The 14,384-nt window shown below is 44.8% G+C and carries 9 protein-coding genes; 2 read left to right on the forward strand and 7 right to left on the reverse strand.

Translation table 11 applies throughout. From position 1 onward, the window contains the following. The 3 genes from FOT42_RS10050 to FOT42_RS10060 all read right to left on the reverse strand — a co-directional run. On the reverse strand, positions 1–3,599 hold a 3,599-nt coding region (locus tag FOT42_RS10050), incomplete at its 3' end, for an Ig-like domain-containing protein (protein ID WP_226789854.1). Positions 3,600–3,606: 7 nt separating this feature from the next. Next, positions 3,607–4,161, reverse strand: coding sequence for a DUF4347 domain-containing protein (locus tag FOT42_RS10055; protein ID WP_151890445.1), 555 nt, complete (start codon positions 4,159–4,161; stop codon positions 3,607–3,609). A 534-nt stretch (positions 4,162–4,695) separates the two neighbouring features. Further along, positions 4,696–5,292, reverse strand: a complete 597-nt coding sequence (locus tag FOT42_RS10060; RefSeq protein WP_151890446.1) for a Crp/Fnr family transcriptional regulator — start codon at positions 5,290–5,292, stop codon at positions 4,696–4,698. Between the two features lie 234 nt (positions 5,293–5,526). Between FOT42_RS10060 and FOT42_RS10065 the strand changes: the two genes are divergently transcribed. Together FOT42_RS10065 and FOT42_RS10070 are read left to right on the forward strand one after the other, a co-directional pair. Then, complete coding sequence (locus FOT42_RS10065) at positions 5,527–7,275, forward strand: TrkH family potassium uptake protein (protein WP_151890447.1); 1,749 nt, start codon at positions 5,527–5,529, stop codon at positions 7,273–7,275. 10 nt (positions 7,276–7,285) lie between these two features. After that, positions 7,286–7,972, forward strand: a complete 687-nt coding sequence (locus tag FOT42_RS10070; RefSeq protein ID WP_151890448.1) for a potassium channel family protein — start codon at positions 7,286–7,288, stop codon at positions 7,970–7,972. Positions 7,973–7,983: 11 nt separating this feature from the next. On the opposite strand, the gene FOT42_RS10075 is transcribed toward FOT42_RS10070, so the two are convergent. The 4 genes from FOT42_RS10075 to FOT42_RS10090 form a co-directional block, all read right to left on the reverse strand. Then, on the reverse strand, positions 7,984–8,700 hold the full coding sequence (locus tag FOT42_RS10075; protein WP_151890449.1) for a formylglycine-generating enzyme family protein: 717 nt from the start codon (positions 8,698–8,700) through the stop codon (positions 7,984–7,986). A gap of 10 nt (positions 8,701–8,710) precedes the next feature. Then, a complete protein-coding gene (locus FOT42_RS10080) occupies positions 8,711–9,583 on the reverse strand; it encodes a formylglycine-generating enzyme family protein (RefSeq protein WP_192938369.1) in 873 nt (290 codons plus the stop codon). Between the two features lie 65 nt (positions 9,584–9,648). Next, a complete protein-coding gene (locus FOT42_RS10085) occupies positions 9,649–10,449 on the reverse strand; it encodes a DUF5984 family protein (RefSeq protein ID WP_226789855.1) in 801 nt (266 codons plus the stop codon). Positions 10,450–10,845: 396 nt separating this feature from the next. Next, positions 10,846–14,373 carry a WG repeat-containing protein gene (locus tag FOT42_RS10090; protein WP_151890451.1) on the reverse strand — a complete coding sequence of 1,176 codons (3,528 nt, stop codon included), beginning with the start codon at positions 14,371–14,373 and terminating at the stop codon, positions 10,846–10,848. Between the last annotated feature and the right edge of the window lie 11 nt (positions 14,374–14,384).

The raw sequence follows: 14,384 nt of genomic DNA on the forward strand, positions 1-14,384 counted from the left end.
CCGTCGTTGTCATCATCGTCATCGGCATTGTCACCAATACCGTCACCATCGGTATCGGTATCCTCGGAGGGATCTTTCGGGAAGTCGTCCTCATCGTCGGGAGTGCCGTCGTTGTCATCATCGTCATCGGCAGTGTCCCCTGTCCCGTCACCATCGGGATCGGTATCCTCGGAGGGGTCTTTCGGGAAGTCGTCCTCATCGTCGGGGGTGCCATCATTGTCGTCATCTTCGTCCTCATCATCTGCAATGCCATCGCCATCGGTATCTTGTGCAGCTGTGATGGTTGCGGAATAGGTGTCATTGCTCAACGCATTGGAACCATCCTTCACCTTGAACGAAAAGGAGGCATAGTTTTCACCATATTCACCTTCTTCGGTGGTATAGACAAGAAGGGCAATGTCATCGATCATGTCATTGAGGGAAACTGGATTTCCATTGTAGGTGAATGCGCCTTTGGCGGGAAGGGAAACGATCTGTATTCCATTAAAGCCATCACCTGGATCCACATCGCTGAAGGTAAAATCACTTACCATAAAGGCATATCCCAAATCCTGTATTACCTCCACAACAATGTTTCCACCTTCTGGGACATCGTTCATTGGATTGATGGTCAGCGTAACGGTCACGGTCTGGGAAAATGATACGGCATCCTCAAAATTATAGGTAAAACTATCGGATGTGGTTTCGCTTCCGTCATGCTCATAGGTAAAGGTCCCATCTGGGTCGAAGGTGAACGAAGCGGCATGGGAGGGCCCATCGATAAGATAGTAGATCAGCTCATCCCCATCAATCTCTACATCGTTGGTGGAGACATCCTCGTTGAGGGTCCCATTTTCATCCAGATTGAACGAATCGGCATTGGCAACGGGCAAGTCATCCTTTGGCAGAATGGACAAGGTGATATTGGCCGTTACTTTTTGCCCCTGGTCATCCAGTTCGTATGTGACGGTGTCCGTTCCATTTGCATTTGCATTAGGTGTATAGACCACTTGGTTGCTTCCGTTCACTACGGCATTCCCTTTTGTTCCCTGCACGGCTATGGTGACCGTTGGGGTAAATGCAGTGTCATACACATCATTGAACAGTACATCTATGGGGTTGGATGTGGTATCCTCGTCCAAGATGGCAAGGTCATCATCTGCACTGACCACCAAGGTGACAGTGTAAGGTCCAAAGCTTGTTGTTCCAACATTTCCGGCATTGTCCTTTACCTCTGTATGGATGTACCAGCCCGATCCTCCAGAAGAGAAAGAGGTCGTCTTGGACTGACTGTTGCTCCAAGAGGTCCACGCGGCATTGCCCGTTGCGGGTGGTGTGGCACTTTGTACTTTGGCAAAGCGTTGTACGTCGAAGCCACTGCCCCCATTTTCATCCTGGAACACGAGAAGAATGTCATCGGTCGTATCCAGGTTTCCGTTGGATGGGTTGGCCGTTACTGTTGGAGCGATGTTGTCGTCAACAATGGTCAATGTGCGGTAAAATGGAAGTGACCATACGCCCGAATCGGTCTGCGTCCTTAGGCTTATAATGTAATCGGCTGTTTTGTTGTTGTAGGCCGAGAAATCGGTCATAGGGGTCCCGCCACTGTAAATTTGCGTATTGGTCGGGTTCCCTTCGGAATCATAGGTGCGTTGTGTCACGATCCATTCCTGTGTGGACAAGGTTCTTCCGTAAGGGTCCACAGAGTTGTCCTCTACGGCAATGACCATATTCCCGGAATAAGTGTTGAGCATGTCGGGGAGGATGTTGAACTGTGCAATGGGCAGGTCCTCGGTTCCCCCTGAGCCGGATGTTTTCTCCACATAGATACTGGACGGCTTGCTCCAGGTGCCTTGGTGGTCCTGTACCTTCAGCATGACCAAGTATTGGCCTTCGGGAACTGCGCTTTTGTCAAATTGGCCAGCAATCCAATCATTGGTGGAGGCTGCATCCACAGATTTCCATTGCCATTCGGCCTGGGCTATGCCATTGTTGGCACCTCCGTCCAAATCGTAGGAAGTGTCGTTTATGAACCCGGTATCCGCGCTATAGGTAAAACTGGCCACTGGCTTGCGGTGAAAGTACAGTGTTGTGGGCGCAGTGGGCAGGTCTTCAAAGGTGAAGGTATATTTTCCGGTCTTTTCGTAAAACTCGGGCACATCCTCCAAATAAAGGCCGTTCCAGGAAACTTTACCAGTGTTGTTGGCGAAATGGGTCTCATCATGGGTTATCCTCCATCGCCCGCTTGGGTAGCTGGCATTGGCGGTATTGTTTTTCAACTGGGCTGGATCCACGTCAATTTCCACAGAAGTGCCCGCTATGAAAAATTCACCGGCGGTGACGGTGCCAAATTGATATTGCTCATAGATGTATTGCGCTATGTCATCGATCCACGATGACCAGCTGCCATTGCTCCTGTTGACAAAGGTTCCCTGGCTATTGTTCTGGGTTATAAAACGATCGAACTGGGTCTGGTTGGCATTGGTTCCCCATCCAATATAATGGATGTCCTCATTGATGGTACGCATCAATATTTCGGAAAGGTCGGTATCCACATCAAAATCGGCCACTTCGGCATCATCAAGGTTTACGTTGAACCTAAGGGCACTGTTCCTCCATTGTGGCTCACGTAGCACATCCTTGAAGGCTCGGAGCTCCAATTTTTCTATCTCGATATCCTTGAAATAGGCATTTTGTTGCTCATGCACATAGAAACCATAGCTTCCGGAGGAGAGGTTGGTGTCGGTTATGTCGAAGGCCTGTATCCAATCGGTTCCAGCGTTTCCACCACCGCCCCTGCGGGATACTTTGATGTTGTCGCCACTCATTTCTATTTTAAAGTCGATGCTCTGGCCGTTGAAGAAAGGCCCGAACATATCACCTCTATTGGTGTTCCAGCTAGCTGGTTTTCCTGTTGTGCCGCCAGTGGCGTTCACCGCCAAAATGGAGGTCACCCCATTTTTGCGCATCAAAATGGCCTCCGCAGGTGTGCCCTCTGCGCCGTATCCTGTTAGGTTGCCACAAGCGGTGTGGTTATCTATGAGGTATGCATAGAAATTATTGTTGTCTATCTTTCTAAAGATAAATCCTACCTCGGCATGCTGGTATGGATTTCCCGAAAGACCAAAAGTGGCGGAAATGGTGCCGTCGGCCACATCTCCCGTAGGGTCATACATGGCAACCCCGGAATTTCCCGCATTCCTTGCCACGGGATCGGCCAAAATCCGGTTGGTACCCGAATCAAATGAAAAGTAAGGACCAGTGTATGTGCCAGACCCGGTTCCACTCAAGTAGTTGTGTGAATTGGGCGGTTCGGCCCCATTAAAGTCCATGACGTTCCAACTGTTGAAAATGTCGCTGGCATCAGCTTGGTCCGATGATATGGAACTTCTTTGGAAAGCCTCTACCCTTAGTTTGCCCAAAGGAATTCCTTTGAGGTGCATGGCCTGTTCCAGGTCCTGTTCAAAGGTGGAAAGGTCCAGGTTGGCCGCACCCACGGTTACCATGACATCCACATTGGGCCCTTGCTTTACGGTCATGTCCACCGTTTGGGCCATTGCTGTCCCACATAATAAGAACAACAATAAAAATGAAAATAAGTTTGTTGAGATCTGTTTCATGGTTTTGCTATCTAATAAAAATTGAATTGGTTGTCGTTTGGTTCATTGTGGTATGGTCAAATACCAGATCACTTCCAAAAATTGAGTTACAATGGGTTGGCACCGCAATGTTGAAGTATGCCCTTTCACTGATTTTTTTGAGTAGCGACAGCCCCTCTGGATTGGAGCCCAAGTTGCAATCGTAGATCAAAAGCTGAATGTTGTTTCCTTGGTAGAGTCCTTCCAGCATGGGAAGCTCTAGCTCTTGTTCCGCTTCTTCCAAAGCATAGGTGGTGTTCCCCAATTGGAGTGCATTGTAGCTTGCATTTGCAAAAAGATGGATGGCCACTGTGGAACGGTTTTGTTCCATATATTCCCGGATTTGCTGCCACGGGTTCCCTTGTGTGCCAATCTCAAATACGGCAGTGCCCAAGGGCAAATTTCCCAGGACTTGCTGTTTTTGGGAATACTTGGAGTCGATCATTACCACCAAGTCATTGGATTGTGCAATCACTCCGCTGACCATCACGGTGCATAGGAGGAGAAAGATCGTAAAGGTTTTTCTGTAAAATGGATTTTTCATTGATTTGTTGATTTTGGTTTTTATACTGATTGAAAAGTCAATTCGGTTTTTGGTTTTCAAGTGGTTTGGGATTGGGCAAAGGAGGGTCAGGCCAGCAAAATAGTGGCATTTCACTTTGTTGTCCCTTGTTCCTTATTTGAGGTGTCCAGGACTCCAATACATACTTGAATGGATTTTTCCGGGGGTACTTCTGGGTAACTTTATGTCATGAAGCGAAAACTTTTTGGATTCATTTCTTTTGTTGTGATGGCCCTACTGTTTTCCCACAGGCATACCATCTAAAATTGTACAATTTTTCTTATTCTAAAGCTAAGAAACGGCGAGTGGATATTCTTATTTTATGGAATCGTTCGCAGAATTGACAAATATCAATTTCACATCATTTTCTTACAATAATATGTAGATATTATGATAGGGAACTTTGGGAAGTATAGATTTTGTGGGGATTTTTGGGTATGGTGAGAGTCTGTTGATTATTGGTTGAAAATCTAAAATTGTAAGAATTTACTTGTTCATTGGAAGTGGGGATATGCGTCAGAATTTTTCTTTCATCAATCTTGATAGTGTCTCAGGCCTCATTGCCAAGTAAGAGGCCAAATATTTTCTGGGAATCCTATTGACAATTTGGGGCTTACTGTTCTCCATGAAAAAGGTGAGCCGTTTTTGTGCATTGGGTATCCTGGCCAGATATACCCTATGTTCGGCTAGAATGTAATATTCCTCCAACATGATCCTATTGATCTGCCGCATTTCGGGGAAATTGTCCAAACAGTATTTGTAATCGTCATATTCCAAATAATCACAGTACGTGTCTTCCAGGCTCTGGATGTATTCACGGCTCTTTTCTTTTCTGAAGAAACCGGTTATGGACGTGAAGATCTCATTTTCAGCGTCGATCCAGGTAGTTATTTCTGTGGATCCACTGATGAAAAAGCCCCTTACCATACCTTGCTTGATGACATACAACTTGTTGCAGATTTCTCCCTCTTTGCTGATGATCTCATTTTTGGCAAAAGAACAGCTCTTTATCTTTTGGATCAAAAAGGCCTTCAGGCTGGGGCTGAGCGGGTAAATGGAGTTCAGGTAGAGTATGATGAACAGGTTTTTCTCAATGTTTTGGTTTGCAGACATGAAATGGGTCGGTTTTCTTGTTTGGTTAAATTGCCCCACAAAAATAACACATAGAAGTGACCTAGGGTTTGTATTGGACTCTGTAGATGAAAATTAAGGGATTTCTTCTTCAGGAATTTCAAAAAAAAGGATGATACAGCAGTTTTTATCACATTATCCATACATTTACTTGTTCAAAAGGGGGCTGGTTTGTCGGTCCCGATTTAGAAAATCGGAAAAAATAATTTTTTTGATTTGAAATACTCCAAGGCATTTTTTCAGGTAACGTTCTACACCAGTATTTTCGGGATATTGCTCTTCATTGCCGATTTTGGCTTCGATAAGCCCCGGGATGTACAGGAAGTATTCAACACAGTCTACTTTTTTGTGATCGGTCTGGGCATTGTCTCCACCGTTGTTCGGTATTTGGAGCGCCAAAAAGAGATGAAACGTTCCGTCATCATTTTCGATGCGGTCACCATTTTGGCCACACTGGTGATACTTTATGCCCATTTCTTGGGAGAAGAGGCCCATCGGCACATTTCGTTCCTTTATAATGACAATTGGGTGAAATTTGCCATAATCCTCACCTTCATCAGGGAGTTTTCCGAACGGAACATCAACTATAGGCGTACATTGCTCAACCCGGCGCAGTTGTTCATCGCAAGTTTTCTGGGTATCATATTTGTGGGTGCACTGCTGTTGATGTTGCCCAATGCGACACAGGAGGGGATATCTTTTTTGGATGCCCTTTTCACCTCCACCAGTGCGGTCTGTGTCACGGGCCTTATCGTTGTGGACACCGGAAGCTATTTTACCACATTCGGCCAATCCATCATTCTGTTTCTCATTCAGGCAGGTGGTATCGGCATATTGACCGTGGCCAGTTATTTCAGCTATTTTTTCAAGGGAGGGGCTTCTTATGAAAACCAGTTGACCTTGGGCGATATGACGGGGAGCAATAAGTTGGGAGAGGTGTTCTCCACCTTGAAACGTATTCTTGTCATCACGTTTTCCATAGAGTTGGTGGCCGCTCTATTGATCTATCTGAGCTTGGACAAGGGTCATTTCGGTTCTTTTTTTGAACGTTTCTTCTTCTCGGCGTTCCATGCGGTGTCCGCTTTCTGCAATGCAGGGTTCTCCACTTTGCCCAACAGCCTTTACGAAACGGGTTTCCGCTTCAATTATGCCTTGCAAGGGGTCATTCTATTGGCTTTTGTATTGGGAGGACTGGGTTTTCCCATTGTGGTCAATATCATAAAATACATTAAGTATTTTGTCCTTAGAAAATTGTTTTATTTGGCCGGGCACGAACAAAAGTACAGGCCTTGGGTGCTGAACTTGAACAGTCGCATCACGCTTGTCACCACGGCCACATTGACCATTTTGGGCACAGTAATGTTCTATTTCAACGAATATGACAATACTTTGGCAGAACATAGGGGAATCGGGAAGATAGTGACGGCCCTGTTCGGTGCCGCCACCCCACGAACGGCAGGGTTCAATAATGTGGACATGACGGCCTTGGATTTCTCCACTGTGATGATGATCTTTCTGTTGATGTGGGTCGGGGCATCACCGGCCTCCACTGGCGGTGGGATCAAGACCAATACCTTTGCCATTGCCACGCTCAATTTTTTGAGCTTGGCCAAAGGAAAATCGAAAATAGAGATCTTTAGAAGGGAGATTTCCGAGATATCGGTAAGGCGTGCCTTTGCTGTCATATCTTTGTCCTTATTGGTCATTGGGACCGGTATTATCTTGATTTCCATCTTTGATGGCGATAAAAAACTGTTGGACATTGCCTTTGAATGTTTTTCGGCCTATAGCACCGTGGGACTCAGTCTGGGCATAACGGCACAGTTGAGCGCTGCCAGTAAGTTTGTCATCATCGCGATCATGTTCATTGGAAGGGTGAGTATGCTCACGCTGTTGATAGCGATGTTCAAAAAAGTCAAGCAAAAACAATACAAATATCCTGTGGAGGAACTTACCATAAATTAAAATACAGCACATGAAATACATTATAGTCGGTTTGGGCAGTTTTGGGGCATCATTGGCAGAAAAATTGACAGAACAGGGAAATGAGGTCATTGGAATAGACACGAACATGGACAAAGTGGACAACTACAAAGAGCGCATTTCCCATACCATTTGTATGGATGCCACGGATGAGTTCACGGTTTCCGGTCTGCCCCTGAAGGATACCGATATTGTGGTAGTGGCCATAGGGGAGGACAAGGGAACCAGTGTGATGGCAACTGCCCTGTTCAAGAATTTTCAGGTAAAAAGATTGATCAGCAGGTCCATTGATGAGCTCCATGAAAAGGTATTGCATGCCATAGGAGTGGACGAAATTGTACATCCCGAGGAAGAGTCGGCCGAGCGCTGGGCCAAAAAATTATGTCTAAAGGGTGTGGTGGACTCGTTTGAACTCAATGATGATTATAGCATCGTGGAGGTCAGTGTTCCCCCACGTCTGCATGGAAAGACCATCAGGGAGAGCAATATCAGGGAAGGGTATAACTTATTGGTGTTGACCACCATTGCAAGCACACAGGAAAAAGCGCTGATTGGTAAGGTTAGGAACGTGACCCGGGTAAAAGGAGTGGCCCACCCCGATAATATGCTCAACAAAGCAGATATCGTCGTGGTCTATGGGGCCAACAAGGACATAAAAAAATTCTTGAAGGACGTTTGATCTCTGCCGACCTACCAATCTCTGTTCACCACGACCCTGAAACCGATGTCCTGTCTTCGCAGACTTTGAGGGAACTCTTTTCGAGAATCTACTTTGACATTATTGGCATCTTCAAAAAAACTGCCACCCATTACGGAAGGCCCCCATCGGTTTTCCAATTCCTTCAGTGTCCACTCCCAAACATTTCCGCACATGGCATACAGCCCCATTTCATTGGGTTGCATACAAGTAATGCAATTCGGTTTTTCCTTGCTGTTGGCGATATAGACCACGTATGGGTTGGGTAGTTCCGTATGGTACACAAAATCCTCGGTATCGAAGTTTCCGGCCCGGGCAGCGTATTCCCACTGTGCAACGGTGGGCAATGTAAAGGGAATCCCATATTTTTCCGTGAGCCAGGCACAATACTGAAGCGCATCGGAATAGGTGACGTTCACCACCGGCAGTTTGAGATCTCCCCAGCCCCAATCAGGTTCTGGTGGCATCTTGCGGTCGGTTTCCTTGCAGAATTGTTTGAAATCCTGGACACTCACTTCCGTATTGCTCATATAAAAGCTTCGGATGTCATGGGACGGATAGGTTTTGGTCATGTTGGTGATACTGTCATAGGTCTGAATGCCGTAGGTTCCCCCTTCTACATATACCATATCTACTGGCAGGTTGTTCTGGGCATGGAGGACCATTGGCAAAATGAAGAGAAGAATCAATAGTTTTTTACAGGTTTCCATGATGATTGTATTAGTGGTTCTGGTTTTCCATGAGTTGTCTTACAAGTTGTTCCAGTTCTTTGGCCAAGGAAAGTTGGGATGGGTCAAAACCGAAGGGAAGGCCAATGTAGGTGATTCTTTCCGTTTCCAGGGCGCCCTCTTGTTCGTATTCAAAGTTTTGCAGACAACACAAAACAATCTGATGGGTATCCTCATCCACAGTGATTGGAAAGCCTTCAGGAGGTGTGTCCCCATATCCCATGTAAAATTCCTCAACTTGCATATCATGCTCGTAAATGGTGATGTCTTCATTGGGCAGAAGTACCTTAACTATGGTATTGGCCCTGTTGATGTGCAATGTGGTCTCAAAATCATGGGTATTGGCCACAGGCCTGAAGCCTATGTTCATATCCTCCATGTCCTTGCTCACCACAAATCGTGTTTTGGGTGAAAGGTCTTTAGCCCGCTCTTGAAAATCACCTCCCTTGATGACAAAATAACGGTCATTTTCCTTGGGTTCGGAGGTTGAGGTCCATTCCCAAACGTTGCCCAACATACCATATAATCCATTTTCATTGGGCTTAGTACAATCTACGCAACGGATTTCCTTTGCCTTTTTGGGTGTGGTTGTCCCTTTGGCGGCCAATTCCCATTCGGTTTCGGAGGGCAGGCGGAAATGGGTGAGGTAGGTGTCCGAAATATGCTCCAAATACCTTTCTGCATCTTCTTTGTTCACCAAGACCGGGAGTTCTCCCTGTTCGTCGGTCAGGTTTTTATGTTCGCCCCAAAGTTCCAAAAAATCATTGTATTGCTCTCTGGTTATAGCATATTTGCTGATGTAGAAATGATGTTCTCCCGACTTTATTTCAACAAAATCGTTTAAGAGGCTATCCTGTTGAGCCATGGCATTCAGGCTTATGAAACAGGTTGTGAGGTACATTTTTACTTTGCTATTCTTTAATCTAAAAGTCATATTTCGTTTGTCATTCGGTCAAACAATTTTTTTATTCCAGCCCAGTCGGTTCTGTATTCTGCTTCCTGTTCTAGTAGAGCAAGGGAGAAATAAAACTCATCTATTCTTCCTTCATGTTCCTCAACCAACCATTGCTTGTCTAGCTCCACTTTTCCCCAATCCTTTTCAACGGCCAACCTGATTTGTTCTCCCATTTCAGCAAAGAAAGACTGGCCAAATGATTTGATTTTCTGCACAAACCCAGTATATTCCATTTCAACACTTCCGCTTTTCGCTGTCCAGACAGGTGTGCCATTTTTAAGCCTATGTTCTGTATCCCAAACAACCCTCACTTTATTGTTATATCTGAAAAAGGACAATTGTGGCCCGTAGTTTAAATGGGAAGAACTTAATGTTCTTGCATGCACCCATGAAATCAATGTATCATACACATCAAAATAAAAATCGTTGCCATTATCCTTATCCGTGTAGTGTTTGTCGAGCCATTTTTTTGTCCTGGATTGAAATTTTTTTAAATCTGTGGACAAGTTGTAAAACGCTTCGGGAATTGGTTCCCTTATTTTGTCAAAAAGCTCCGTAAAGTCTTCAATAAATCTAGATAACGGGTAGTCGTTGTATGGTGATTGGTTTCCCCAAAGGTCAATGGCTTCTTTGGTGTATTCATAAATGGTTTCATTCCCGAATGTAAGCCATAAATCCCCATCCGTGAGCCCAAACCAATGTAGTGACAGCTCCGGCTCTTGCCCCCAAGGTGAAATTTTGTCCAGTTCCTTTAATTTAAAGTTTATCATTGCCATTTTTTTAGCTCATTTATATGCCCTGAATGCCTAACGGTTCACTGATATTTGGAATGAAATTCATGGAACAATTTTCATGGCCATAGGGTATGTGTGCGCACTCCGGCAAAGCCCTTGCATTGGGTGGGAATGGCCAAAATGATCACTTTGGCATTCGGCAGCTTCATCGGTTCTGGTTGATTGAATTGTTCATGAGTATTTCTTCCCTAAGCCTCATTTGAACGTCTTTTTCCATTTCATGCAAATCGTCCTGTTCCAATAGTTCATACATTTTGGATTCCTTTACCTGTTTTTTGAAAACCGATCGGTAGATTTCCAAAAAGGTTCGGCCTTGGTAGCAGCAAATAAGGGTTGAGCAATAAATGGTCAGACAATGTCTGGATGGTTACAGGCTCTTTATTTTATTTTTTTGCCCTTTATGTCTATATAAAACCCTGCCCCTTTTGAATCCTTGACCCATGCCTTACCGGAATGAAAATACCCTGCTTCCTGAAACTTGAAGGGGATCACTGTTTTTCCTTCCCTATCAATGTAGCCCCATTTTCCATTTTTTTTGGCTGCGGTCACGCCCTGACTCCCAATAAATGCATTTCCATCCTCAAACTGATTTCGGATAACCATTTGGTTGGCGATATTGATATACCCTACCTTTCCATTCAATCTTACCTCCGCCAAGCCGTTGTAAAAAAAATCCGCTCTTTCATACATGAACGGAGTCTTGATGTTGCCATTATTGTCAATGTGTCCATATTTTCCGTTCAATTTTGCCACAATATATTGATTGTCATATTCATCCATTCTTAGTGCTTCATATTTGGGTGGGATGGTCTCCACCCCATTTTTATCCAAGGCTCCGTATTTTCCGTTGAGCCTTACGATTCCTTTTGCACCTCTGCCCACCAATTCGATGGACTCGTACTTAAATGGGACCACGAAATTGTAAACGGAATCCAGTAGGGCCATCTTGTCTCCCTTAAACGCAAAATAGTAACCTTGCATTTCCATATAGGGATTGGTCCTCATCGCTTTCGATATTGCATCGTATGGGCTCTGTTCCTTTCCATCTTGAATGGTTTCGTTGGTTTTTGCAACACTGGGATTTTCTTCTTCAAGAAATGAATAAAGGGCATCATGATCTTTCATGAATTCGGGGAAATGGCGCAGGAACAATTTGAAATTATTGTTGTAATACTCCATAAATCCCTCCTCGTCAGCCTCTTCGTAAGCTTCTTGAAAAAGGTCTTTGGCAAGTTGTTCATTTTTAGGCAAACCTTTACCGGTAAAATGGGCAACCGCCAAAAAGATATTGGCCTCGGGATATTGCGAAGATTGTTGCTCCCAAATGGCCACAGCCTTGGCATGGTCTTGTGGAACATCTTTTCCATCGTAATGATAAAAACCCGAATAGATTCCATCTTTATGGATATCAAAGGCTTTTAAGGAATTTTTCTTTTCCAGATAGCACAATCCCAACCTATCATCCACATCATACCCTTTTTCCTTTAAGATCAAATATTGTTCCATCGCACGATCTATGGTGGCGCCACAATTCTTTGTCCGTTCATGTTTGAACAAAATGGCATCGGCCATCACAACACGACAATTGTTTCTTTTGTCTTCAGGTTGTTCAGGGTTGTTGATGACATCTTGCAAAGGAGGAATCAAACAGGAAGACCATAACCCGACATCCACACTCACCATGGCGTATTCGTAAAAGGCTTCCAGTACCTTTTGATCGAAAATCAGTTCACTGAAATAGTCCCTCGATCTATCGGTGATTTTTAAAAAGCCGTTTTGTCCATAAGCGAAGGCCTTGGCCAGCAAAAGTTTGAACCGGTTTCTCACATCCATGGGCTGTTCCCCATTGTTGGTCACCTGCACCATCATCTTTTCGGCCAAAAGGGGACGGTTATTGTTGAAATAGTAAAGGGCCAGATCGCTTTCTGATTGCAGATCGCCCAATTCCACTGCCTTCGAAAGATAGGTGATGGCCTTTTCGGGGTTCTTTTCCGAGCCAATACCTGAAAAATACATTTGGGACAAAGTTCTTAGGGAATATACTGAACCATTTTCAGCGGCTTTTTCGAACCACTTTTTGGACTCGGTGTAGTTTTTTTGCAGATAGTGGATGTATCCAATAGCCTCCATGTCCGTGTTCATGAAAAGCCCCTTGTTAAAATTCCCACCATTCTGCTTGAGACCTTCCTTGTAGATCCTGAGTGCTTCGGGATAGTTTTTTTGATTGAAAAGCGTGGCGGCCTTTGCAAATAGTTGGTTAATGGGTTTCATGGCCTCGTTTCCCCCATAAACCACATTGGCGTTCTCCCCTTGATAATATAGCGATTTTGAATAGAGATCAAGGGCATTTATTTTGTTCTTGAACGCTGTGTAAGCTGAAATGGCCTCGGATTCGGATTGGAAATAGCCCACGATGTCATGATAAACATTGGTGTATTTTCGGGGGTCAATGGAAACTTTATAAATGTCTTCCATGATTTCCTTGCTATCGGGCCAACTGCCATCGGGGTATTGGCCAATGGCAAAAACATTGGATACGTTGATGTTTTCCAAATCCCTCAGCCCCCCGGTGTAGTGATAGAAAAAATAATAAAGTTTGTTATGGGTTGAATTGATTCCATTATAAGGCAATTCATTGCTGGGCAGGGCATAAAAATACGCTGCCCTTTGTTTGGCAAGCGCATCTTGTCTGGCATTCTCTTCTTGTTGCCTTATCCTTGCCAAGCGTTGCCTTCTTTGTCTTTCCCGCCATTCCCGATCTAACTGCTCCTCGGTTTTTCGATCGCGTTGTTCAATTTGGTCTATCAGTTTATTGAAACTGTCCCATGCGCCACTTTTTTCCAAATAGTATGCCCCCGGATTTGTGGCATATTTTAGTTTTTCACGCTGTTGCCTTATGTATGCCTCCCTTTCATATTCCATTTGCCTCAAGGTCTTGCCTGCCTCCTCGGCCTTTTTGTAAACATCCTTCGAAGCACTGTTGGATTTTGTAGAACTTTGGGGTGAAGGGGTACTCTTTCTTTGGGAAGTAGCGGTTTTGCCTGTTGTGGTGGACGTTGAGGTCAAAACCGGACCGATGGAAGATGAACTTTGGGAAGCACTACTGGTCGAATTTTGGTTAGCTGCGGCTTCTTTTTGCAATCGCTCCTGTTCTGCTTTATGGGTAATGGCCTTATCGGTATCTTCAATCAGCTTTAGGGTATTGGGGTTTTGGGTGAGGGCATAGGCTTTTTGGTAGTGTTCCTTTGCCTTTTTGTAGTTGCCTATCCCATATTCCACATGCCCGTAGCGCAAATGGGAATCTGCTTGTGCGCTGTTTTCCTTTTTCTTTTTATCGGCCTTTAGGGCAGAGGCAACTTTAAGGCTTCTGTCGCCAGTGGCGTCTCCCCTCAAAACCACTACATTGGTCAGCCGAAAATTGTTGACATTATTTTTGTACTCTTCTTTTTTGGGATCCTTCCCCACTTGTTTCAGGACATCAAAGGTTTCCCCGAAACAGCCTCCAAAATTCCCCACGATGTAATTGAGGTTTACTTTTCCAAAAAAAGTGTTCCCATAATACAGGTCGGCCTGCACTTCATCTATACTGACATTGGATGCAGAAGGCCAAATACCCGGAGCTATTTCATCAACCGTGCCTTTGTAATAGCGTTGGCCATCCATCATGAGGGCCGTGAAATTGGCATTTTTCGTATAGCCTATGCCCAGTTGCACATCGCCGCCACAGTTCACGAACTGGTACCGGAACTTCACACCGGAAAACTCAAATCCGGTTGCAGGACCTGTGTAATTCAATGACCCCCTGTTGACGTCCAAAGTCTGGCTTTTGACATCCCCTTTCTGGGAAAAGGTTTTTGTTCCTATCAGGACAAGGAACAGAAATGATAACAATCTTAATTTTATCATGCTGATGATAC

It is taken from the genome of Flagellimonas hadalis, assembly GCF_007785775.2.
Lineage (GTDB): Bacteria > Bacteroidota > Bacteroidia > Flavobacteriales > Flavobacteriaceae > Flagellimonas > Flagellimonas hadalis.

Excerpts from the sequence above, each read along its gene's own strand:
- FOT42_RS10055 (WP_151890445.1), bottom strand. The coding sequence starts at position 4,161 with ATGAAAAATCCATTTTACAGAAAAACCTTTACGATCTTTCTCCTCCTA.
- FOT42_RS10060 (WP_151890446.1), bottom strand. The coding sequence starts at position 5,292 with ATGTCTGCAAACCAAAACATTGAGAAAAACCTGTTCATCATACTCTAC.
- FOT42_RS10070 (WP_151890448.1), top strand. The coding sequence starts at position 7,286 with ATGAAATACATTATAGTCGGTTTGGGCAGTTTTGGGGCATCATTGGCA.
- FOT42_RS10075 (WP_151890449.1), bottom strand. The coding sequence starts at position 8,700 with ATGGAAACCTGTAAAAAACTATTGATTCTTCTCTTCATTTTGCCAATG.
- FOT42_RS10080 (WP_192938369.1), bottom strand. The coding sequence starts at position 9,583 with ATGGCTCAACAGGATAGCCTCTTAAACGATTTTGTTGAAATAAAGTCG.
- FOT42_RS10085 (WP_226789855.1), bottom strand. The coding sequence starts at position 10,449 with ATGGCAATGATAAACTTTAAATTAAAGGAACTGGACAAAATTTCACCT.
- FOT42_RS10090 (WP_151890451.1), bottom strand. The coding sequence starts at position 14,373 with ATGATAAAATTAAGATTGTTATCATTTCTGTTCCTTGTCCTGATAGGA.